Source organism: Planctomycetota bacterium, from assembly GCA_018242585.1.
In the GTDB taxonomy this organism is placed as follows: Bacteria; Planctomycetota; Planctomycetia; order Pirellulales; family PNKZ01; genus JAFEBQ01.
This window is the reverse complement of sequence record JAFEBQ010000013.1, coordinates 1-22,415: the sequence shown is the minus strand read 5'-3', so window position 1 is coordinate 22,415 and position 22,415 is coordinate 1. Positions and strand designations below refer to the sequence as shown.

The following is a 22,415-nucleotide window of genomic DNA, read 5'->3' as shown; positions in this document are numbered from 1 at the left end:
TGCGTTAGCCTTTGGTCAACACGCCGTCCAGGTTCAACAGCACGTTCGCCACCACCGTCCAGGCCGCCGCTGCAGCCACGTCGGCCCCTTCGGGCAGCTTGCCCAGCGGGTCGGTCGCCATCTTGCGGGCTTCCTCGGGCTGGCTCTGGTAGTGGGCCAGCGACGATTCGTAAAGCGCCACGAGGGCTGCCGCCTGCTTGGCCTCGGCCGGTCGCGACAGGACCAGCCGCAAGCCCCATTTGACACGCGCCTCGGTTGCGCCGGCGGCTTCGTTCATCAGCCGACGACCGAGCGCCTGGGCCATTTCGACATAGGCCGGGTCGTTCAGCGTCACCAGCGCCTGCAGCGGTGTATTGGTCGGCAATCGGCGCAGCGTGCAATTCTCGCGGCTCGGCGCGTCGAACGTGACCATGCTGGGGTAAGGCACCGTCCGCCGCCAGAAGGTGTACATCCCCCGCCGGTAGCGATCTTCGCCGGTGCTGGTGGCCCAGGAGCGTTGACCGTTGAAGGCCGCGCGCCACAGACCCTCGGGCTGAGGCGGATAAACACTGGGACCGCCGAGCTTGTGACTCAACAGCCCGCTGAACAGCAAAGCCTGGTCGCGGACCGCTTCGGCTTCGAGCCGGCGGCGCGGATAACGCCACAGCAATCGGTTGCGCGCGTCGCGGGCCAGCCCCTCGGGGACCATCGCCGACGATTGCCGGTACGTGGCCGACGTGACCATCAACTTCAACAGGGCTTTCATGTCCCAGCCTCGCTCCATGAACTCGATCGCCAGCCAGTCGAGCAACTCGGGATGGCTGGGAATCTGTCCCTGCGTGCCGAAATCTTCCTCGGTCTCGACGATGCCGGTGCCGAAGAGTTGCGCCCAGAAGCGATTCACCGCCACGCGCGCGGTCAGCGGATTGTCGCGGCTGGTCAGCCACCGCGCCACGCCCAAGCGAGTCAGCGGCGCGTCGGACGGGGGCGCGGAAAACGATTGTGGATAGCCGGGCTGCACTTCGTCGCCGGGCGTGAGGAAGTTCCCCTTGGTCAGCACGAACGACTTGCGATGTTTGTCGGCGGCCAGCTCGCGCATGATCGGCACGTCGGCCGGCTTGATGGCCGCCAATTGCGTCCGCAGCCCTTCCAACTTGCGATACTCGGCCACGAGCGACGGCGCGCTGGGGCGGAAGAAGGCTTCGAACTGTTGCTGCTGGGCTGGCGTGCGCTTATCAGCAGCGGTTTCCACGATCGCTCGCACGGCCGGCGGCGGCAGCACCATCGGTAGCTTGCGCGTCGTCAGCGACCAGCGGAACCGTCCCAGGTTGCGCGGCTGGCCACGACGGGCATGCTCGATGACCAGCGTCCAGGTCTGTGGCGGCGCGTCGGCTTTCACCTCGGGCTTGGACAGCTCGAAGATCGCCGTCACCGGCTTGTCATTCGAGGCCGCGACGCCCCAGTAGGTGTTGTCTTTGCCGTCGGTGGCCTTGGCGGCCTCGCCGCCGCGACCGTCGCTGGTTGACTGGCGGACCAGCTTCACCGCGCGCCCGGCCAGGGGGACCACCACGTCGGGCTCCGGTGGCGTGTTAATGGTCCGCTCGGCCAGGGGCTTGCGCTCGGCGTCGAGCGCGATGACTTTGAACTTGGAAAGGCGCGTTCCCATCGCACGATCGGTGCGATTCCAGAGGACGATCGCTTCGACCGGCGCGGACTGGCCCAGATCGACTTCCCACCAAGCGTTCTCTTCACTGTTCGTGTGCGTGGTCGACTTGTCGGCATAGACGCCCGAGGTGTTGCCGTCGATGGCGTGGGCCGCTTCGCCGCCGGGATAGGTGCTCGACTGCGACGCCTTGCCCCGGGGGGCGATGTTCTGGCAGTCGCTAAAGACCTGCACTTCGGCCAGCGAGAGAATCCGCGGCCCGCCGGGCAGCTCGACGCGCACATAGCGCGCCGCCGGTCGGGCAGTCTTGTCGGCCAAGTACAAGCTGAGGGCGTCGATCTCGACCGTGCCGTCCTCGCCACGGCCGGGACCGTGCTTGGGCAACGGATCATCGGGCAACATTTCCAATCGCAGCGCGGTTACCTGTTTCAGATCGCTGGTGCCGCTGACGGCGTAGGTGTCGGCCTCGATGTTCTTTCCCTCGGCGCGGAACGAGCCGTCGTCTTGCGCTTTCAGCGTTGCGCCGCCGTACGTCCGCGCCGAAGCTGAAGCCAACGGCGACCAGTCGCGCCCGCCGCGGAGCCAGTCTTCCCACTCGGTCAACTCGGCGGCCAGTTTCGGTTGCGGGCCGTTCAACGATTTTTCAAGCGCGGCGATTTGCGCCTCGAGCGCCTGTCGCTGCTTCTGCTGCTCGGGCGCATAGAGCGGCATCGTCGGCCGCTCGTCGGGCTGGTCGAAATCTTCGGTCTGATTGAAGATCGCGAAGAACCGGTAGTATTCCTTGTGCGTGATCGGGTCGAACTTGTGCGTGTGGCACTGGGCGCAACCCATCGTCAGCCCCATCCAGACCTGCATCGTGGTGGCGATGCGGTCTTTGACGGCGGCGACGCGGAATTCTTCGTCGTCGGTGCCCCCCTCGGTGTTGGTCATCGTGTTGCGATGAAACGCCGTGGCCACGCGCTGGGCCTCGGTCGCGTCGGGCAACAGATCGCCCGCCAGTTGTTCGAGCGTGAACCGGTCGTAGGGCTGATTCTTGTTGAAGGCGCCGATCAACCAGTCGCGATAGGGCCAGATGTTCAAGCGCAGCGGGTCCGAGCCATAGCCGGCCGAGTCGGCGTAGCGGGCCAGGTCGAGCCACATCCGCGCCCAACGCTCGCCATAGGCCGGCGCGGCGAGCAGCCGATCGACCAGCCGTTCATAAGCGTCGGGCCGCCGATCGGCCACGAAGGCGTCCACTTCCTCGGGCGTCGGCGGCAGACCAACCAGGTCGAGCGACAACCGGCGAATCAACGTGTAGCGGTCGGCCGCCGGGGCAAGCTGCAACTTGTGCTGCCGCAACTCGGCCACGATGAAGTTGTCGATCGGGTTGTGCAGGCCGACGGAGCTCGTCACCTCGGGCGCGGCCGGACGCTGGGGCGCGACGAAGGCCCAATGCTGTGTGTAGGGCGCGCCGGCGGCGATCCAGCGGCGCAGGGTATCGACCTCGGCCGGCGACAAGGGCGGACCCGAGTGGGCCGGCGGCATTAACTCGTCGTGATCCTTCGAAGTCACGCGGGCGATGAGCGCGCTCTGGTCGGCGCTACCCGGCTTGATGATCCACTGGCCGTCCCGTTCGCGGGTGGCGTCGTCGCGCTGATCGAGGCGCAGTTCGGCTTCGCGAGTCGACTCGTCGGGGCCGTGACACTGGAAGCAGCGCGAGGAAATGATCGGCAGCACGTCCCGATCGAAGCGAACCGCCGGCGCGGCGACCTCGGCGGCGCATGTTACCGCCGCGAAACAGACGACCAGAGTTGCCGCGAGCGGCGCGGCGCGTGGCAATCGGCCAGCGCTAGTATGGTGGGAATGGTTGCTGCGGCGACAGTCCATGTGACGCTCGCGATGCGTGTTCGATCAACACCCCTCCCTGGCAGGGAGGGGCTGGGGGAGGGTCAGGACGTGCTTGGCCTGATCGTGGTGGGCTCGGTGAACGTGTACTGATCGCCGAGTTTCCTGGCGGTGAACGTCGCTACCCTCACCCGGCTCGCTGCGCTCGCCACCCTCTCCCTGGGAGGGAGAGGGGTAACTTGTCCGGCTCGTGCGCAAGACGAGCGATTCCCAATGCGTAACGCGGTATCTTACTCCGGCGCCTTTACGGCGAAGACGTGGGACTTGTTGGCCACGAACAACATGTTGTTGGCCACGACCGGGGTGCTGTACACGGCGTTCCCCATGTCGATTTCGGCCAGAATCTCTAGCTCCTTGCCGTGCTTGAACACGGTGAGCTTTCCTTCTTCGTCGCCGACAAAAACCTTGTCGTCGGCCACCAGGGCCGAGCCCCACGTGGCGGCAAACAGATCGTGCGTCCAGTAGGCCTTGCCGGTCTTGGCGTCGACACAGTGGACCAGGCCGCTGAAGTCGGGAATGTAAAGCAGGCCATCCTTGATGACGGCGGTGGCGATGGTGCGGTGCATCGTCTCCTCGAACGCCACCTTGCCGTCGCCGTTCTGATCTTGTTCGCTGTAGTGCCAGACCACGCCCGAGTTCGAGTTCGGCCGGCTGACTTCGCCTTCGGCCTTGTCGACGGCTTGCAGCCGGCGTGGCGCGATGGGGTGCTCGGTGTCGGGCAGTTTGAAGGCCAACTCGCCGCTGATGTCGCCACGCTTGGTCGGGTCGATGCACCAGAGGTGGCCAATTCCCTCGCCGTGCTCGGGATCCTGGCCGACCGCGATGTAAACGTGGCCTTCGTAGACCAGCGGCGTGCCAATCAGCTCGTTGCGCGTGCCGCGGCCGCCGAGGATGTACTTCGATTCCTTGGGGTTGGCGTCGAACTTCCACAGCAACGTCGGCTTGCCGTCCTTGCCGCCATTGGCTTCAAAGCTGTACAGCCAGCCGTCACCACCGGCGAAGACCGCTTGGGGCACGCCACCCAACTCGGCCACGCAGGCGCTGGCCCATTGGCCGTGCATGATGTTGTCACCGGGCGAATCGTCGGTCCACAGCACCTTGCCCGTGTTTTTGTCCAGGCAGATGAAGCTCGGCGCCTTGGGGGCGGGCAGGTTGACGTGCGATTCATCGACGCCGTTGCCGGTGCAGATGAACAGGTATTCGCCCAGCGCCACGGGCGAGCAACTGCACATGTTGTGCTGCGAAATGCCCAGGTCGCGCATCATGTCGCTGACCCAGATCACGTCGGCCTCGGTCTTGTCGGTGTACTTTTCATCCTTGTACGGGCCGTCGTTCTCGTCGTCGTAGAAACCTTCGGTGTCAAGGCACATCACCTCGCCGCGGCTAGTGACGAACCACAGGCGATCCCCCTCGACCATCGGCGTCGAGCAGATGCCCTGCAGCGGCCAGTCATGCACGCGCCCGGTGGGCAGCTTCTCGCTCGAGTGTTGCCAGAGGAACTTGCCGTCCTTTTCCGAGAACGCGATCAGACAACCCAAGTCGACTGTGGCCGGATAGCGCTTGATGTAGCCATAGCCGTTGTTGGTGCCGACATAGACCTGGCCGTTGGCGACCACCGGGTTGCCGTAGCTTTGCGAGCCCAGGTTCGAGACCCAGACGACGTTCTCGCCCGAGCCGGGCGTCCAGTGGCTGGTTTTCTCGTCGATGTCGCCAGGAGTGAACTCGGTGGGAATGTTCTTGGCTTCGGGCGTGTTGTTGCGCAAGGCGGTGCCACCCCACATCGGCCAGTCGTGCGGGCCGTACAGGGCCTTGCCGTCGCTCTTCAGCGCGACTTGCTTGACGGGAGTCTTTTCACCGGCCCAGGAAACATTGCCAGCCCAGGTGAAATAGCCAATCGCCAACGTCGACGCGGCAACCAGGGACAAAACCAACCAACGATTGCGTGACATATTCATGAACCGAGCAGGAGGGGGATGTTACGTGATAGGGGTTTCAGCGCGTCGGGCGCCGCCAGACTAGTTCGGGTAAACGCTCACATTGTCGATGTAGATTTCGGCGTCATTCGCGTTGCCATACATGCCCGGGCTGCCGCGCTCGTTGCCGGCCTCGTCGACCGCCTCGATGCTCCAGGCCTGGGGTTCCGGCATGCCGCGCGGCCAGACCTTGCCTTTGAGCATTGCTTTCGAGCCTTGAGGCTCGGCGCGGAACTTGATCGTGTACCAGGTATTGGGCTGCCACGCGAAGGGCACGGTTTTCGAGAATCGATCGAGTTCCGAAGACCAACTGCGAATCTGCAACTGCTGGCGAATGCCCATCAGGTCCATTGTGTAGCGCTGGTTGATCAACCCGATGTCGGGCATCTTGCCGACGGCGTTACTGTTGGCCGCGCCGGTCGCGGCCGCTGGTGCGTCGCCTGGTGTCGGCGCATCACCTGGCTTGCCGAACTTCAGCGCGCCGCGCACGTCGGCCTGGATGGTGTAGTCGCGCAGGTCGCTGGGGCCGAACCAGCCGTAACTCTTGGCCCCCTTGGGAATGGTCGTGATCTTGACCATCACGCGGCGGCCTTCGAGTTCGCGAATCTGGTGACGGTAGCGCATGCCAATCCAGGTGACCGGTACGTCCTTGCCCGAGAATTCAAACTTCCAGGGCAACGGCGGAATCACGCGCGTGCGTGCCGTGGCGGTCAACTCGCCAGCCTTGGCCGTGACGATCACGCCGCTGTGTTGCGGGGTGCTGTCGGCGGTGTAGCGTCCTTCGGCGTCGATGTTGCCGGGACCGGCCAGGGTGTACGTGGCCTGCGGCGCGGCGCCGAGCGACTGGCCCTCGGCATTGAACAGTTGCACCTGATACTTCACTTGCTGGCTTGGCCCGATCAGCGACTCGACCGGCGTCAACAACGCCTGGGCCGGTGTCCGGTCGGTCAGCGCGGCTTCGGTCGGTTGGGGCCGCATCGGCGCCGACGAGCTCTTGCCAGCGGCCGCGCCGACGCAGATCATCCGCTCGTTGGTCGGAATGTACAGCCGGCCGTGCGAAACGATCGGCGAGCCATTCACTTCCTCGGCTTCGCCATTGGATTTGATGGGGAACCGCTGCGTCAGGCTGCGGACGATTTCGACGCCCTTGGCCGATGGCTTGAGCACATGCCAGACATTGACGGTCGAGGCGAAGATTTTGCCGTCGGCGTACAGCAAGCTGGCCCGCATCATCGAGCCGGCCAACTTCACGCGCTTGCCGATCTGCTCGCCCGTCTTGGCGTTGAACGTGTAGACGTTGCCCGAGTCGTCGGCGCCGTACAGCCGGTCGTCGACTTTGAGCATCGAGCTGCGGCCGATCATGATTTCTTTCTTGGACCACAGCGCGCCTTTCCCGGTGATGTCGCTGCCGTCGTTGGCGAAATCGCCGCGGATGGCCAGAATCTGGCCCTGGGTGTTGGCGTCGGGGTTTTCTTCACTTTGCCCGATGTAGACGATGCCATCGTCAACCAAGGGCATGATGTTGATGCCACGCAGGGTAATCTTGTAGTTCCACAGCGGCTTGCCGGTTCGCGGCTGAAGGGCCCAGACGTTGCCGTCCCCCGAGCCAAAGACCATCGCGGCCCGGCCGTTGAAGGCCGTCAGGACCGGCGTGCTGTAGGTGGTATCTTCCGGCCGGGGTTTGGTGCTGGAGAACCAGACGGTTTCGCCGGTGTCTTTATTGAACGCCAGGAAGCGGTGGGCTGGCAGCGCCAAATCGCCCCAATTGGTCATCACCGCGTTGAAGATCACCAGGTTGTCAAACACCACCGGCACATTGGTCCGTCCGCCATAGGTGCTGAGCAAGCCGAACTCTTCGTTCAACGACCGCGACCAGATGGTCTTGCCGGTTTCGCCGTCGAGGCATTGGATGAAGCCATTGACGCCCTGTGAAAAGACGCGGCCGGTTGTCGGATCGCCGACCACGCTGCTCCAAGCCACGCGCTCTTTCGGCACGTCGCTCAGATAGATGTTCCATTTGTTTTCCCAAAGCTGCTTGCCGGTAGCGGCGTCGACACAGACGACGCGCTCCCCTTCGCGAGGCGTTTCCGGCTCGCTGCGAGTCAGGACGTACAGCTTGCCACGCATGACGATCGGCGTGCTGCGGGTGGCCAGATCGTGGCTTTGCCACAGGATGTTCTTGCCGTCCAGATCCCAATCGGTCGTCAGACCGGTTTCGCGCGAGATGCCGTTCTGCTCGGGCCCGCGCCACATGGGCCAATCCAGCGGGTCGGCCGACGAAGCCGGGCCGGCCGGCGCGCTGGCTTTGGCTTCGGCCGCCGACAGGGTTGCCGGAACGGCAAAGGTGAACAGCCCGACCAGCCACGACAAACCTGCGGCCAAGGCCCAGGCGTGAAACGAAGAGAATGCCATATTCATAAGAAGAGAAACTCGGTTGCCAAGCTGGAAAGCCAGGGCGCTTAGGTGGGATTCGGACCAGTGCCAGACATCAGACGGGAGCGAGCGGCGAAAACCAGCCACGAGAGCGCATTTCGCCCTCGGGGTGCGTTTGCCGCCGGTTGACAAGCCGGCAGTGGATGCCGATAGGTATCAGGATACGTCGACCCTGGGGGTGCGACAAGCGTTTAGCTTGCCCAATCCGGACAGTTTCCAGCTCAAAAAATGACATTCTGACGTTGGCTAAACTGTTTTGCCACAGGGGACTCCGACCAACGGCCGGTGCCTAGTCGAACCATTCATCGTGGGGGTCGAACTTGGGCAGGGCGACGATCATTACACGCATCCGCCCCACGGCCCGGTGGCGTGTGCCCGGGCGGATCAGAATGCACATGCCGGGGCGAACTGGAATCTGCTCGTCGTCGAGTTGCATGGCGGCGTCGGGCTCGCACTCGAGGAAGTAATAGACCTCGGTTAGCCGCTTGTGGTAGTGAACCCGGGCGTCGACCGAGATGTCGGTGCGGTGAATCGTGGCCGGGTAATCGGGCAGATCGGCGAACGCCCGCCGCGCGCTGCCACAAGGGCAGGGGACCGGAGCAATCTGGTCGAAATCAACCAACTCGTAGCCGCGAGCGGCGGTGGGAGCAGCAGCGGTTTCGTTCTGGGCAGTAGCCATCGGTGTCTCGATCTGTCGGGATATCAAGCTGGCGCGTGGTGACTGCGACGTGTGCTAAGTCGCACGGCCCAAGTCGCTTGATTTCGTTCGAGCATACCACGACACATCGAGTGCTTCCAACGGTGGGCCAGCGGCGACGGCGCATTGTGCGGCCACACGACCGGCAAACTTTGACCAGCTTTCGGGACGCTCAAGGTTTGCGCGTCAGGAGTCCTAAGACATTTGCTGAAAACTACTTCCGCGTGCTCAAGGCCCTTGCGCGTGCTAGCCGATACGGACAGTGTCCCTAATAAGGGCAACCTGCAAGGGGAAAGCTATTGCGTGCCTCGGGGGAAACCGAAACGGACTTCAATCGAGTCTAGGACGGACTCGACGGTCCCTGGGCAAAAAAAGACAGAGCGAACTGAGGTCCGACCCCCGTAACGCGCCGGCGCGAACGCCGCTGCTGAATCACGTCGCGAGCAGCAACCCGCGTGCTGCCCGAATTACGCTTGGCCGGCTCGGCCCGAGTCGTGCGGCGTCGATTGCGACAGCGAGTTACGGATGCCCCAGTTCCGTGCAAAGGAGATGCTGGAAACATGAAATGGAACATGATTTTGGGAGCGTTGGTGCTTAGCACCAGCCTGTGTAGCCAGTCGTTTGCGGCCACGCTCCTTGACCGGATGCTGGGTGGCCGTGGCTGTGGTGGCTGCTGTGAGCCGACCTGCTGCGCCGAACCGACCTGCTGCGCCAAGGCCGCTTGCGAACCGAGCTGCTGCGCCGCCAACAACGGTTGCTGCGCCAAGGCTTGCGAACCAAGCTGCTGCGCCGCGAACAACGGCTGCTGTGAAAAGGCTTGCGAAGCGAGCTGCTGCGCTCAGCCCTCGTGCTGCGACAGCGGCTGCGGTAGCTGCTGCCGTCAGCCGCTGTTGGCCCGTCTGCGCACGTTGATCTCGTGCCCTTGCTGGACTGATCGCTGCTGCAAGTCGAACTGCTGCGCTGCGAACAACGGCTGCTGCGAAAACGCTTGCGAACCGAGCTGCTGCGCCGCCAACAACGGCTGCTGCGCCAAGGCTTGTGAGCCGAATTGCTGTGCCGCCGCGAACAACGGCTGCTGCGAAAAGGCTTGCGAACCGAGCTGCTGTGCCGCGAACAACGGCTGCTGCGACGAAGGCTGTGGCAGCTGCTGCAAGAAGAAGTGCTGCTTGAACATCTTCAAGAAGCATAAGACCTTGTGCTCGCTGAAGAAGCACTGCTGTGACAACGGTTGCGGCAATGGCTGCTGCGAAAACGCTTGCGGCAACGGCTGCTGCGAAAACGCTTGCGGCGAAGGCTGCGGCGCTCCGGCTGCCGCCCCGAAGGACGCTGCTTCGATGCCCCGCGCACCGATGGCCGATCCCTCGGCTTCGATCAGCCGTGGCATGATTCACGCCAGCCGATCGGTGGTCCGCAACTAACCAGCCCCCGCGAGGGTTGATCGAGTCCGATAGCCCGCATCGGACCTGCCTGGGACGAATACTCCCAGGCAGGTCTTTTTTATGCGCACAAGGACAGCCGCCATTGCGCCATCAAGAATCATGGCGCCGTTTAGAAGATGCCGAGTTGATCCCGGGCTTCTTCGGTCATCCGGTCGGGCGTCCAGGGGGGCGTCATCACCAGTTTGACTTCCACCAGGCCCACGCCTTCGATCCGCGACAAGGCGTCTTTCGAGCCTTGTAGCAACTGGGGGCCCGCCGGGCAGGCCGGGCTGGTCATCGTCATCTCGATCCCCACGTTCGCTTTCCCCTCGGCGTCAGGGTCGGCAATGGTCACCGTGTAGACCAGCCCCAAGTCGACGATGTTCACGAACAGTTCAGGATCAACCACGGTCTTCAGCGCTTCGCGCACGGCGTCTTCGGTGATAGGCATGTTCGCTAGTTCCTGGCTGGGGTAGCCTTGAATCCGGTCTAAACTAACCTGGGTGCCCGTGGCGGCAGCGGACGAACACTTGCCCCCCTTCCACTCGCACATCATGCGCCATGGTCGGCTGCGTGGCCGGCATGGTCAACGCCCGACCCGTGCGGATGTCGAACTTGGCGCCGTGTCGCGGACAGGCGATGGTGTGATCGTCCAGCGTGCCTTCGCTCAACGGGCCGCCGTCATGGGTGCAAACGTCGTCGATGGCGAAGAATTCGCCGCTGACGTGCAGCAGCACGATCAAACGCTCGTCGACTTCCACGACCACGCGCCCTGGATCAGGCACTTCGCTGACCTTGGCAACGGGAACAAATTCCGACATAACGGCCGCCTGGGGACGGGCTGACAACGATTCAATTTCGGCACGCGATGGCTCAATCGTATCGTTAACGCCGATGCAAATGAACCCCCTGGGATTAGGCTGTTGAAACGCTCGCAGTTGCACGCCCGAGGGCCTGAGGACTTTGCGTTGAACGCCTCGATCTACGCCATTGCCACCTTCGACACCAAGGGGCACGAGCTGGCCTATGTGGCCGCGCGGCTCCGCGCCCTGGGCGCGCCGGTCGTGACCGTCGATGTCGGCACCCTGAACACACCCGTCGTCGTGCCCGACGTGTTGCGAGAGCGGGTGAGGAAGCATCTGCCGGCGGCGCGGCGGCAGGCCGACGCGGCGCCTGGCGATCGGGCGGCCGCGATCGCCGAAATGTCGGCGGCGCTGGTCGAGTTTCTGCGCGACGAATTTGCCGCCGGTCGCGTGGCGGGTGCGATGGGCCTGGGAGGCGGAGGGGGCACGTCGCTGATCGCGCCGGCGCTGAGGATTTTGCCGATCGGCGTGCCTAAGCTGCTCGTCTCGACGATGGCGGCCGGCAATGTCGCCCCCTACGTTGGTGCCAGCGACCTGGTGATGATGCACTCGGTCCTGGACGTGGCGGGGCTGAACAGTGTGTCGCGGCGGATTCTGGCCAACGCGGCCCACGCCATGTACGGCATGGTTGTACACAGCTCGGCCGAGGTGAACGAACGCCCGACGGTGGCCATGACGATGTTCGGCGTGACCACTCCCTGTGTCGAGCGGGTCCGCGTGCAACTCGAAGCGCGGGGGTTCGACCCCCTGGTGTTTCACGCCACCGGCGCCGGCGGTCGGGCAATGGAGCAACTGATCGACGCGGGACTGGTGGTGGGCGTGCTCGACATCACCACCACGGAAATCGCCGACGAGTTGTTCGGCGGCGTGTTGTCGGCGGGGCCGGCCCGGCTCGACGCGGCGCTCGAACGCAGGATTCCGCAGGTGCTCAGCGTCGGCGCGCTCGACATGGTCAACTTTGGCGGGCGAGAGACTGTACCGGATAAACATGCGTCGCGCCGACTGCACGCCCACAACGCGCAAGTCACGTTGATACGCACGACGGTGGACGAAAATCGCGCGATTGGGCGGTGGATGGTCGACAAGCTGCGCGGGGCGACGAGTCCGATCGTGGTGCTGCTGCCCGAGGGGGGCGTGTCGGCCATCGACGCGCCGGGGCAGCCGTTCCACGACCCGGCGGCCGACGCGGCGTTGTTCGAGACGCTGGAAGAAGGATTGCGCGAGCATCCATACTGTCGCGTGCTGCGTGTCTCGGCCCACATCAACGACGCCACGTTCGCCGACCGCGCGGTGAACGAGTTCATGAACCTCTGGCTGGCGACCAAGCCAAGTTCTTGATTGGCTCTTGAACTGAAATCCAGGAATTCACCGCAAAGACGCAAAGGTCGCAAAGAATTAAGAGGATTGAATCGCAGAGCGCACAGAGTCTCGCGGAGTGATACCCTTGATTTTCTGTCTCGCGTTTCTTGGCGCTCTTTGCGTCTTTGCGGTTCAAATGCCCTTGCTACGAAGGTTTAAGCCGGTTGCGGCTCGGTGGTGGCGACCAGTTGCTCGAAGCGGCGTCGGTTCTCTTCGGTGTAGCGGCTGACTTCCGCTTCGAGTTCACTGCGGCTCAACAGCCCCAGCGCGCGCGCCAGCCGGTCTAGTTCGGCGCCGTCGTCGGGCAAGGCATCGCGGGCCGTCGTGCTCATCAGCCTCAATCGCAACTCGACGGTTCGCAGGAACCGATAGCTGGCCATCAGGAATTCATAGTCGTCAGCCGACAGCCGACCAGACTGATACAACGCCGCCAGCGCCAGCGTCGTGCTCGGCTGGCGCAGCTCGGGCTGCTCGCCGGCATAGCGCAGTTGCAGCAGTTGAACCAGGAAGTCGATGTCACAGATGCCGCCGCGGCCGCGCTTCAGGTTGCGTGGCGAGGCGGCTGCCTCGATGCGGTGGCGCATTTGGCGAATCAGTTCCGAGTCGCCGGGGCGCAGACAGCTGCTGAAAGCCGCCTGGTGAACCAGGGCCAGGGCTTGCTCGGCCGCTGGCTTGGCGCCCCAGACGACGCGCGCTTTGCACAGCGCCTGACGCTCCCAAAGTTGCCCCAGCCCTTCGGTGAAGTAACGCTCGAACTCGGCGAACGACGTGGCCAGGGTGCCGCTGCGCCCCGTCGGTCTAAGGCGGGCATCGATGTCATAGAGTCGGCCATAGGGGCCCAATCGCGAGGCGGCCTTGATCACGCGGGTGCCGAGCTCGCCGAAGAAATGCTGATTGCTCGTGGTCTCGCCGCTGCGCGTGCTGCGGCGCGGGTGAAACGTGGCCCCATCCGCTTCGTACAAGAAAACCAGATCCAGATCGCTGTGGTAGTTCAGCTCGCGCCCGCCGAGCTTGCCCATGGCCAGCACGATCAGTTCGCACTTCTGACCAGTGCGAACCTCGCCGCCGATGGTTGGCTCGCCCAGTTTTTCGGCCAAGCGAGCGTATTCGTGTTCGATGATCCGCTCGAGGCACGTCTCGGCAATGTCCGACAGGGCCCCCGTCGTGGACTGGATTTCTTCCTTGCCCAGGATGTTCCGCACGCCGACCCGAAGTTGTTGCGTGTTCTTGAAGCTGTGCAAGATCGGTTCCAGGTCGACCGCGCCGCGGGCCACTTCGGCCAGCGTGGCTCGCAGATCGGCCCGCGTCGGTAGCTTGTTCAGCACCAGGCTGTCCATCAGCTCGTCGATCATGCCCGGGTTGGTGATCAAAATGCTCGACAAGTACGGCGCCGACGCGCAAAGTTCTACGTACAAGTTCATCGACGGCGGATTGAAACTGAACAGTTCCCACAGCACCCCCTTGCCGCCGAGCGAGTCGCTGACTTGCTCCAGGGTGATCAACGTCCGATCCGGGTCCGACGTGGCGCTGATCGCGCGAATCAGCCGCGGCGCAATGGCCGCCAGAAAGTGGCGACAGCGGCGCGTCGACAGATAGCGAATCTTTTCGGTTGCCAGGGCGGTCAGGTTCTTGTAGGCCAGCGTCACATCACGGAAACCGTGCCGGCCCAGCACTTCGGCGATCCGCTGTCGATCGGGGGCCGGGTCGAGGACTAGATCGACCTCGGGCTCGGTCTCGGCGTCGTCGCCAAATGCGTCGTGCAGCAGGTGATCGAGGATCTTCCGGTTCAACTCGGTCTTGGTCTGGTAGTCTTCCTCGAACGCGGCCAGCGCCGACCGCTCGGGCGCGTGGCTGTAACCCATGCGCAAGGCCAGCCGGCGCAGCTCGGCCTGGTCGTCGGGCAGAACGTGGGTCTGCAAGTCGAACATGATCTGCAGCCGATGTTCGATCTTGCGCAGAAAGGCGTAGTGCTCTTCGAGCAGTTGCCGCTCCTGGTGAGTCAAGCAGCCGACCGCTTCCAGTTGTCCGATCGCGGCCAACGTGTTGCCGACGCGCAATGACGGCAAATCGCCGCCGTTAAGCAACTGCAAGAACTGGATCGCGAATTCAATGTCGCGAATGCCGCCGCGGCCGGTTTTGACGTTGCGCCGGTCGTCCCCTTCCAACAGCGTGCGGCGCTCGATGCGGCGCTTCAGCGCCTTGATGCCAGTGATATCGGCCAGCCCCAAGTAACGCCGATAGACCCAGGGTTCCAGGTAATCGAGAAACCGCGCCCCCAATTCTGCGTCGCCGGCCACGACGCGTGCTTTGACGAACGCCTGGCGCTCCCAGGTGCGACCCATGAGGTCGTAGTAGCGCATGGTCCGTTCCAGGCTGTGGACCAGCGGGCCGCTTTCCCCTTCGGGGCGCAAGCGGAGGTCGATACGGTAGGCGTTCCCCAAGGGCGTCACTTCCGTCAACAATCGCAGCGTGTCGCGCGCCAGCCGATCGAAGAATTCGGCGTTGCTCGTCGGTTGCGGGCCGTTGGTGCGGCCGTCGCATTCGTACAGAAACACCAGGTCAATGTCGCTCGAATAGTTCAGCTCCGTGCCGCCCAACTTGCCCAGCCCCAGCGCGACGAACCCAGCCGGTCGACCATCGGTCGTCGTGGGATGGCCACGGCGCTGTTCCAGCTTGCGGCGGGCAAAACGCAGGGCCGCTTCGACCATGGCGTCGGCCAGGTAGGAAATCTGTTCGGTGACCACTTCCAGTCGATGGGCTCGGATCAGGTCGCCGTAGGCAATGCGCAGCGTCTCGCGCCGCTTGTAGCGTCGCAAAGTCGCCATCACGGCGGTTTCGCTATTCAGCGCCAAGACCTCGGTGCATAGCTCGTCGACCAGCGTGTTGCGCTCGACCGGCTGCCCCTCGGTCATCCGCAGCAGGTCGTAGCTTTCCTGATCGGCGACCAGGACGTCGCTGAGATGCTGGCTCGACGAGAAGATTTGCAGCAGGATCGGCAGCGCCTGACGATCGCGCTCCAAGAGCGAACCAAGCGACAGGGGGTTGCGCGCCGCAGCCACGAACCGCTCGAGGTTGTTCAACGCGCGATCCGGGTCGCTCAGGCCCGGCAGGTGCTCGGCCAGTTGGCCACAGATGTCGGCCAGCAAATCGAGCGTCAGGCCACCCTGGGCCATGTGCTGCAAGTTGGCCTGCGCGCGGCGCAGGTCTTCCAGGCCACATCGCCCCAGCCAGCGGTCAGCCGCCGCCGGGTCGTCCAACAATTGGGTCAGTTCATCAGAGCGCATACCCACGATCATAAACAGAAGCTTTCCTCGTCCCCAGAGCCGACCACGTTAGATTGTTGCCCGATAGCGTGCATACGGGCGGGCAAAGGCTCACCCCCACAGCGGCAAACAGTGGGGCAAGCGGCGTGGCGTGCGATGGCCGACAGCCAAGGGGGTTGCGCGGCGGGTGCGATGAGGCGAGCAGGCGAACGATGGGCGTCAGGCCCATTGCCCCCGGTTTAGAGCTTACTGTCCCCAGCTTAAAACTTGCTGTCCAGAGTATACACTTCCGGGCCGACGTGTTGCGTGGCGACCGCGGCAAAAAGCGTAAACGCGTCGGCATCTTGTACCACGACCGGTAAGATTTGGCCAACCTGCCGGCGATTTCCGTTGAAAACCACGATCCGGTCGCATTGAGTCCGGCCGGTCAGTTGCAGCAGTTCCCCCTCGGCCTGCTGCTTGCGGGCCAGCTTGCTGGGGCCTTCGACCAAAACCTGGACCTGCTGGCCGATCAGCGGCAGGTTGTCCTCCAGGCTGATCTGGTCCTGGATCGCCAGCAAATCGATGTTTCGCTGGCGTTTGACGTCCTCGGGGACGTCGTCGGGGAACATGTCGGCTGCCTTGGTGCCGGTTCGCTCGCTGTACTTGAAGATAAAGCTGTTCTTGAACCGCAGGTCGCGCACTAGTTGGGCCGTGGCGGCGAAATCGTCGTCCGTCTCGCCACAAAAGCCGACGATAAAGTCGCTGGTCACGGCCGCGCCGGGAATCGTCTCGCGAATCCGGTCGTGCATTTCGCGGTAATCTTCGACGGTATACAGCCGCTTCATCCGCTTCAGCACGGCGTTCGAGCCGCTCTGTGCCGGGACGTGCAAATAGCGCGAGCACTTGGGCAGATCGCGAACCGCTTGCAGCAGGTCGTCGGTCATGTCCTTGGGAAAGTTCGTGACGAACTTGATCCGCTCGATGCCGGCAATGTCGTGGAGCGCCACCAGCAAATCGCTGAGCCGCCACGTCCGCTCGCCGCTCTTGAAGCGGTAGCTGTTCACCGTCTGGCCCAGCAGCGTAATCTCGCGGCAGCCTTCGGCGGCCAGCTTGGCGACCTCGGCAATGATCTGTTGCGGCGGCCGGCTTTGCTCGGGCCCGCGCACCATCGGCACAATGCAGTAAGTGCAGAACTTGTCGCAACCGATCATGATCCGCACAAAGGCCTGGAACGGCGTCGGCCGCATCTCGGGATCGCGCAGCGGATCGTAGCTTTCGAAGCTTTCCTCGACTTCGTGCCGCGAGCCTTCGGTCCGGTCCAAGCTGACTTCCAGCTTTTGGCCGCCGCCGGCTTGCACTTCGGCAATCAGTTGCGGCACTTGGTGCAGTTGGCCGGGACCAACCACCAGATCGACAAACGGGGCGCGATCAAAGATCAGCTGCTGGTCCTTCTGGGCCATGCAACCTAGGATGCCGATCACCTTGTCCGGGTGCTGATGCTTGGTCAGACGCAAGCGCCCGAGGGCGCTGTAGATCTTGTCTTCGGCGTGCTGCCGGACGCTGCAGGTGTTGAACAGAATGGTGTCGGCGTCGGCGGCTACGTTGACCAACTCGTAGCCCTCTTTGCGCAGACTGGCCACGACCAGCTCGCTGTCGAGCATGTTCATCTGGCAGCCGACGGTTTCGATGTAGAGCTTCTTGGCCATGTTCTATGAGGGACGTTCGCGATCGTGCTTTAGCCCCCGGTCAATGACCGGGGGCCTGGTGGTTTCGGTCGTTGTTGGCGGCCAGCAGGGTAGCCCTGACAACTTGTTGTCAGGGTCGCGTCAGCGACAAGAGGGCTAGGGTCGTCGTGTCGATCGTCAGGGGGCGTTAGTTCAATGGCCTCGTGTTGCTTCGCAACCCCGACAACAAGTTGTCGGGGCTACCCAGGGAGAGTTGACTGGCTGGCGGCGTTTCGTCTTAGGCCGCGCGTTTGGCGGCCTTGGCGGCTTGAGCCTGCAGGCGTTCGGCCTGGCGCTGGCGTTGCTGTTCGGCGGCGGCCTGCTCGCGCAGCTCGGCGACACAGCGTTCGCGCTCGGCGCGCATCAGCCTGACCAAACCCATTACGGCTATGTAAGCCGCCACGACCAACAGGACAATGTCCCAGCCGTCCATGCTTTGGACTCGAATGCTCAAAATGGGATTCTCGGCCCCGGTTGATTGCGCGACGATCGCGTCCCGCGAGTGGCGGCGACCAAACACCTTTAGGGGGCCAGGAAAGGCTTATCTTACTCGAACCGGCCGATTCGGGGCCAGAGCCATTCTGGCCGCCAAAACCGGATGTTTCCCGCAGTTTCCAGGCATTCGCTCGCGGGCCATGCGCCGTTTGGCAGGCCCCGCTCCAGGGCTGGTTCGATAACGTCCAGACCTATACCGGTTGTAAAAAAACAACGCTCAATTTGCTGCCGAAACGGCAGGGGAACGATTGGCACGCGACGTGCATCTAAAAGTTTGGTGAGAAGGAACTCCTAGATTGTGACTTTCGTAGCGAACCTGAACGTATTTGAGTTGTCCTGCGTAGTACACATGGTGTTTGCCTGCTAGTGAAAGCGGGCCATCCGGCACAGGGCTAGACGCCTGGCCAAAGGCGACAAGAACCTCGACGGCTTGACACCAGCAACAATGAGTTAACGCAACAGTGACGTTGCAGCTTGAGGGGAGGGCCGAACGATGAACACCAACTCGCCACGACCGGAATCGAACGAACCCGAATCGGGAAATCGCCCCGTCACCAAGGCTGTCCTGGCCAAGCCGCGCACCATCGAAGAGTTCAGCGCCTGGATGGACGAGGAGTTGGAGCTGCTCGAAGCCCGCTGGATTCGTTACGCCTCGCCGAACGCCCGCCGGATGAAGTTCGGCCGGAACGTCAAGTAACGCGCAGGCACTCCGTGTACTTCTCCCAAAGCCCAGGGGACTTGCTCCTCTGGGCTTTTTTGTTTTCAGCGCGAAGGGGGAAATGAACGCAGGGGGCAGGGGAGAGGGGGAGCAGGGGGCTGAGATGATTGACAGTGAGTCAGTCCTTGGTCATTGAGACTTGGTCATTGGTGCTTGGACCGCGCCAGCCTCACCCACGCGGGTGAAACTTCGCGTGGACTGCTTTGAGCCGCGACGTATCGACGTGGGTGTAGATTTGCGTCGTGGCGATGCTGGCGTGGCCGAGCATCTCTTGCACCATCCGCAGGTCCGCCCCGCCCGCCAAGAGATGCGTGGCAAAGCTGTGGCGCAGCGTGTGAGGGCTGACGCCGGCGGGCGCGCCAATCCGCCGCGCATAGCGCGTGACCAGCTCCCACAATCGCTCGCGCCGCAAGGGCCGGCCGCTGCGCGACAGCAAGACATGTTGCGCCGTCGCCGCTCCTTGCGCCGTCAAGCGTGGTCGCTCTTCGGCCAGGTACAGCCGCACCGCTTCGATGGCGCGCTTGCCCAGCGGCACCAGTCGCTGCTTGTCCCCCTTGCCGTGGCACAAGCAGTAGCTCTCGGTCAGATGCATGTCCCGCTCGCGCAGTCCGACTAGCTCGCTGGCTCGACAGCCGGTGGCATAGAGCAGTTCGAGCATCGCCCGGTCGCGCCGCCACCAGGGATCGGCGCCACGCGGGGCCGCCAGCAGCGCGTCGACCTGTCGCGGCGTCAGCACCGAGGGAATCCGCTCCCAGAGTTTCTGGCTGCCGAGCAGTTCGACTGGGTTATCCTTCAACATCCCTTCCAACTGCAGGTAGCGGAAGAACATCTTGAGCGAGACCAGGTGCCGGGCCAGGCTGGCCGCCGCCAGTTGCTGCTCGTTCAGCCAACTGGCATAGTCGGCCAGTTCGCGGACGCCCAGCTTTTCGAACTTGCGCCCGGCGAGCCAGACGTTGAACCGACGCAAGTCGCGCCGGTAGGCGGCCACGGTATTAGCCGACAGATGGCACTCGCTCTGCAAGTACGCCGTGAAGGCCCGGGCCAGATAATGCTCGGCCGGGGCCGTGCCGGCGATCTTGGCGGCGGGCTTCGTGGTGGGCTTCTGGGGAGCGGAGCGGGGCATGAGACGTCTCGTAATGCGTCGCCGGTGGCATTGGCGGTGCGGCCCGGCGGTATTTGCCTTGCCGTAGGCCGCTATGATGTTTTCGGTTCTTTTCGCCACCTTGGTTCACCGGCCCGGCAGGAAAAATCGTTACGGCCGGTCAATGTGGAAAAGTTGCTGTACCCACGCCCTGGCAACCATTAGCATTCGGTCAATGATCGTGGGCCTGGTGCAATCTCCATCCACTCGTTTCGGGGGCGATCGAGCATGAACATTCTGGTAGTTGGCGGCGCCGGCTACGTCGGCAGCCACGCGGCCCGCGTGATCGCGGCCGCCGGGCACTCGGTCTGGGTTTATGACAATCTGATCTATGGCCATCGTGGCGCGGTCGCGCCGGGCCGGCTGATCGAAGGCTCGCTCCACGAACGGGCCAAGCTGGTCAGTGTGCTCCGCGAGAAGCAGATCGACGCGGTGATGCACTTCGCCGCCTTTGCCCTGGTCGGCGAAAGCGTGGTCGACCCGGCCCGTTACTACGAGAACAACATCATCGGCAGCGTGTCGCTCTTGGAAGCAATGCGCGAAACGAGCGTGCGGCGGATCGTCTTCTCGAGCACCACGGCCACCTACGGGGTGCCCCAAGTCGTCCCTATCACGGAAGACGAGCCCCAGAAGCCGATCAACCCGTATGGCTTCACCAAGCTGGTCATCGAGCAGGCTTTGGCCGACTACACGGCCGCCTATGGCTTCAGCTACGCGGCCTTGCGGTACTTCAACGCCTCGGGCGCCAGCCCCGACGGCGAGATCGGCGAAGATCACACGCCCGAGTCGCACCTGATTCCGGTCGTGCTGCAAGTGGCGCTGGGGCAGCGGCCGCACATTTCCGTGTTTGGCGACGATTACCCGACGGCCGATGGAACCTGCATTCGCGATTACGTCCACGTCAACGATCTGGCCAGCGCCCACTTGTTGGCCCTGGCCCAGTTGCAACCCGGCGTGCAGTTGAAGCTGAATCTCGGCACCGGCCGCGGCTACAGCGTGCGCGAAGTGATCGACACGTGCCGCCAGGTCACCGGCCACCCGATCCCCGAAGTCAAAGGCCCGCGCCGCGCCGGCGACCCTCCCGAACTGGTGGCCGACGCCACCCGGGCGCGCGAGCAACTGGGGTGGAAGCCCCAATTCGCCGAGCTGCGATCGATTGTCGAAACCGCCTGGCGCTGGCACAAATCGCATCCCCACGGCTACAACGACCGGTAAAATTACCGCAGTTTGTAACATGGGAGCGTCGCGAGTGCGTCTTGTTTCGGGTGGCCCAGCCGCTTGCCGGCTGGGTCGCGTCTGCGACAAGAAGGTTTAACGGACGTCCCACTGGGCTTGGGTGGCCCGGGAAGCGAAGCTTCCGGGGCGGGCACAGCCCGCCAGAAACCTCGAGCGCCGCGTTCTTGAGGTGGCACGTCCCTCGGCGAAAGACGCATCGCCCATCGAGTTTCTTGTTGCTGCGCAACACCGATTGCCGGGCAATCGGTGCCACCCGAGCGAAGGCCAGGACGCCTGGGCGTTGTTCTTGTTGCTTGCGCAACCGCGGCCGGCGAGCGACCGGGCCACCCTTACTTTTGCCGCCTCCGTGTCCTCTGTGTCTCTGTGGTGAAAATTCTCTGACCAGCGGCGAGCCACTGGCAACTTGCCGCGGCGCGCCTGTAAAATGTGGGGCATGACTACTAAAACTCCCGCGGTCGTGGCGCTGTCGGCAATGGAAAACGGCCAAGAGGCCGATCTGTTCGCGCTATTGACCTCGAAAGAAGAATTGACCACGCGCGACGGCAAGCCGTACTTCAAGGTCGGCTTTCGCGACGCCGATCGGCAGGTGTCGTTTCCGATTTGGAACGACTCGTCCTGGGCCGAAGACTGCCGGAACAATTGGGTGCCCGGCACGTTCTACAAGCTGCGCGCGGTGTACAAGGAATCGAACTACGGGCCGCAGCTCGAGGTTCGCAAAATCCGCCCGGTCTGCGACGCCGACACGGCCGACGGCTTCGACCCCAAGCAGTTCCTGCCCCACTCGCGGTTCGACGCCGACGAGATGTTCGACGAACTGGTGTCGATCGCCAAAGAGCGGATCACCAACAAGCCGCTCAAGAAGCTGGTGCTCGGGCTGTTGAATGACAACCGCGAGGCACTGGTCTCACTGCCGGCGGCGACGCGCAATCATCACTGTTACATCGCCGGCTATCTGGAACATGTGCTCAGCGTGACCCGAACGGCGGTCTATTTCGCCGACAAGTACGACGAGTACTACGCCGACATGCAGCCCCGGCTTGACAAGGGGCTGGTCGCGGCGGGAGCGATTTTGCACGACATCGGCAAACTGCGCGAGATCGCCTGGCAGCCCGGCGGGGCCGAGTACACGGCCTCGGGGACGTTGGTCGGTCACATTCTGCAAGGACGCGACATCATTCGCGAGGCGGCCGCCGCGCAAGCCGCCGATGGTGCGCCGGTTGACGCCGAGACGCTGTTGCGGCTTGAACACGTGATCGTCTCGCATCAATCGCGCCCCGAGTGGGGCTCGCCCAAGCCGCCGTCCACGCCCGAGGCGTTGCTGGTCCATTACGCCGACGACGTGGACGCCAAGTACCACATGATCTACGTGGCGCTGCGTGATGAGCCGAACAACGGGCCGATCACGTCGACCAAGAACCAATTGCATCAGAAGCTCTACCGCGGCGGCGGGGTCGAATAGCCGCGCGCTGTGTTAAGCGTGGCATCGAGCATTAGCCCCCGGTCAATGATCGGGGCATGTTCCGTCATTCCCGCGCAGGCGGGAATCTAGATGGATGGCACAGCGCCTAGTGCTCTGTCAAACTAAGA

At 63.6% G+C, this 22,415-nt stretch carries 15 protein-coding genes; 4 read left to right on the top strand and 11 right to left on the bottom strand.

Translation table 11 applies throughout. The annotated features are described in order from the left end of the window. Positions 1-4 precede the first annotated feature (4 nt). The 7 genes from JSS27_07750 to JSS27_07720 form a co-directional block, all read right to left on the bottom strand. Complete coding sequence (locus JSS27_07750) at positions 5-3,508, bottom strand: DUF1553 domain-containing protein (GenBank protein MBS0208831.1); 3,504 nt, start codon at positions 3,506-3,508, stop codon at positions 5-7. A 248-nt stretch (positions 3,509-3,756) separates the two neighbouring features. After that, positions 3,757-5,475: a PQQ-binding-like beta-propeller repeat protein gene (locus JSS27_07745; protein MBS0208830.1), complete on the bottom strand. Its 1,719-nt coding sequence runs from the start codon at positions 5,473-5,475 to the stop codon at positions 3,757-3,759. A gap of 66 nt (positions 5,476-5,541) precedes the next feature. Continuing rightward, positions 5,542-7,911: a PQQ-like beta-propeller repeat protein gene (locus tag JSS27_07740; GenBank protein ID MBS0208829.1), complete on the bottom strand. Its 2,370-nt coding sequence runs from the start codon at positions 7,909-7,911 to the stop codon at positions 5,542-5,544. A 310-nt stretch (positions 7,912-8,221) separates the two neighbouring features. After that, the gene (locus tag JSS27_07735; GenBank protein ID MBS0208828.1) at positions 8,222-8,611 is read right to left on the bottom strand and encodes a cupin domain-containing protein; all 390 of its coding nucleotides are present in this window, start codon (positions 8,609-8,611) and stop codon (positions 8,222-8,224) included. Positions 8,612-9,509: 898 nt separating this feature from the next. Continuing rightward, on the bottom strand, positions 9,510-10,013 hold the full coding sequence (locus JSS27_07730; GenBank protein MBS0208827.1) for a hypothetical protein: 504 nt from the start codon (positions 10,011-10,013) through the stop codon (positions 9,510-9,512). A gap of 164 nt (positions 10,014-10,177) precedes the next feature. Then, entirely contained in the window at positions 10,178-10,498 is a 321-nt protein-coding gene (locus JSS27_07725; protein ID MBS0208826.1) for a metal-sulfur cluster assembly factor, read from the bottom strand. A 43-nt stretch (positions 10,499-10,541) separates the two neighbouring features. Beyond that, complete coding sequence (locus JSS27_07720; protein ID MBS0208825.1) at positions 10,542-10,868, bottom strand: non-heme iron oxygenase ferredoxin subunit; 327 nt, start codon at positions 10,866-10,868, stop codon at positions 10,542-10,544. 147 nt (positions 10,869-11,015) lie between these two features. Between JSS27_07720 and JSS27_07715 the strand changes: the two genes are divergently transcribed. Then, positions 11,016-12,248 carry a Tm-1-like ATP-binding domain-containing protein gene (locus JSS27_07715; protein MBS0208824.1) on the top strand — a complete coding sequence of 411 codons (1,233 nt, stop codon included), beginning with the start codon at positions 11,016-11,018 and terminating at the stop codon, positions 12,246-12,248. Positions 12,249-12,424: 176 nt separating this feature from the next. Here the strand turns inward: JSS27_07715 and JSS27_07710 are convergent, their stop codons facing one another. The 3 genes from JSS27_07710 to JSS27_07700 all read right to left on the bottom strand — a co-directional run bounded on the left by JSS27_07710 (position 12,425) and on the right by JSS27_07700 (position 17,692). After that, the gene (locus JSS27_07710; GenBank protein ID MBS0208823.1) at positions 12,425-15,553 is read right to left on the bottom strand and encodes a bifunctional [glutamate--ammonia ligase]-adenylyl-L-tyrosine phosphorylase/[glutamate--ammonia-ligase] adenylyltransferase; all 3,129 of its coding nucleotides are present in this window, start codon (positions 15,551-15,553) and stop codon (positions 12,425-12,427) included. A 239-nt stretch (positions 15,554-15,792) separates the two neighbouring features. Then, a complete protein-coding gene (gene miaB, locus JSS27_07705; protein MBS0208822.1) occupies positions 15,793-17,220 on the bottom strand; it encodes a tRNA (N6-isopentenyl adenosine(37)-C2)-methylthiotransferase MiaB in 1,428 nt (475 codons plus the stop codon). 256 nt (positions 17,221-17,476) lie between these two features. Beyond that, the gene (locus tag JSS27_07700) at positions 17,477-17,692 is read right to left on the bottom strand and encodes a hypothetical protein (protein MBS0208821.1); all 216 of its coding nucleotides are present in this window, start codon (positions 17,690-17,692) and stop codon (positions 17,477-17,479) included. Positions 17,693-18,226: 534 nt separating this feature from the next. Between JSS27_07700 and JSS27_07695 the strand changes: the two genes are divergently transcribed. Next, positions 18,227-18,430: a hypothetical protein gene (locus JSS27_07695; GenBank protein ID MBS0208820.1), complete on the top strand. Its 204-nt coding sequence runs from the start codon at positions 18,227-18,229 to the stop codon at positions 18,428-18,430. A 190-nt stretch (positions 18,431-18,620) separates the two neighbouring features. Here JSS27_07695 and xerD read toward each other — a convergent pair whose 3' ends face one another. Further along, entirely contained in the window at positions 18,621-19,574 is a 954-nt protein-coding gene (gene xerD, locus JSS27_07690; GenBank protein ID MBS0208819.1) for a site-specific tyrosine recombinase XerD, read from the bottom strand. A 246-nt stretch (positions 19,575-19,820) separates the two neighbouring features. On the opposite strand from xerD, the gene galE reads away from it, so the two are divergent. Together galE and JSS27_07680 are read left to right on the top strand one after the other, a co-directional pair. Beyond that, positions 19,821-20,807: a UDP-glucose 4-epimerase GalE gene (galE, locus tag JSS27_07685; protein ID MBS0208818.1), complete on the top strand. Its 987-nt coding sequence runs from the start codon at positions 19,821-19,823 to the stop codon at positions 20,805-20,807. A gap of 454 nt (positions 20,808-21,261) precedes the next feature. Next, on the top strand, positions 21,262-22,287 hold the full coding sequence (locus tag JSS27_07680) for an HD domain-containing protein (protein MBS0208817.1): 1,026 nt from the start codon (positions 21,262-21,264) through the stop codon (positions 22,285-22,287). Positions 22,288-22,415 lie beyond the last annotated feature (128 nt).

Excerpts from the sequence above, each read along its gene's own strand:
- xerD (MBS0208819.1), bottom strand. The coding sequence starts at position 19,574 with ATGCCCCGCTCCGCTCCCCAGAAGCCCACCACGAAGCCCGCCGCCAAG.
- JSS27_07745 (MBS0208830.1), bottom strand. The coding sequence starts at position 5,475 with ATGTCACGCAATCGTTGGTTGGTTTTGTCCCTGGTTGCCGCGTCGACG.
- JSS27_07720 (MBS0208825.1), bottom strand. The coding sequence starts at position 10,868 with ATGTCGGAATTTGTTCCCGTTGCCAAGGTCAGCGAAGTGCCTGATCCA.
- miaB (MBS0208822.1), bottom strand. The coding sequence starts at position 17,220 with ATGGCCAAGAAGCTCTACATCGAAACCGTCGGCTGCCAGATGAACATG.
- JSS27_07710 (MBS0208823.1), bottom strand. The coding sequence starts at position 15,553 with ATGCGCTCTGATGAACTGACCCAATTGTTGGACGACCCGGCGGCGGCT.
- galE (MBS0208818.1), top strand. The coding sequence starts at position 19,821 with ATGAACATTCTGGTAGTTGGCGGCGCCGGCTACGTCGGCAGCCACGCG.
- JSS27_07750 (MBS0208831.1), bottom strand. The coding sequence starts at position 3,508 with ATGGACTGTCGCCGCAGCAACCATTCCCACCATACTAGCGCTGGCCGA.
- JSS27_07695 (MBS0208820.1), top strand. The coding sequence starts at position 18,227 with ATGAACACCAACTCGCCACGACCGGAATCGAACGAACCCGAATCGGGA.
- JSS27_07680 (MBS0208817.1), top strand. The coding sequence starts at position 21,262 with ATGACTACTAAAACTCCCGCGGTCGTGGCGCTGTCGGCAATGGAAAAC.
- JSS27_07735 (MBS0208828.1), bottom strand. The coding sequence starts at position 8,611 with ATGGCTACTGCCCAGAACGAAACCGCTGCTGCTCCCACCGCCGCTCGC.
- JSS27_07725 (MBS0208826.1), bottom strand. The coding sequence starts at position 10,498 with ATGCCTATCACCGAAGACGCCGTGCGCGAAGCGCTGAAGACCGTGGTT.
- JSS27_07730 (MBS0208827.1), bottom strand. The coding sequence starts at position 10,013 with ATGCCACGGCTGATCGAAGCCGAGGGATCGGCCATCGGTGCGCGGGGC.
- JSS27_07740 (MBS0208829.1), bottom strand. The coding sequence starts at position 7,911 with ATGGCATTCTCTTCGTTTCACGCCTGGGCCTTGGCCGCAGGTTTGTCG.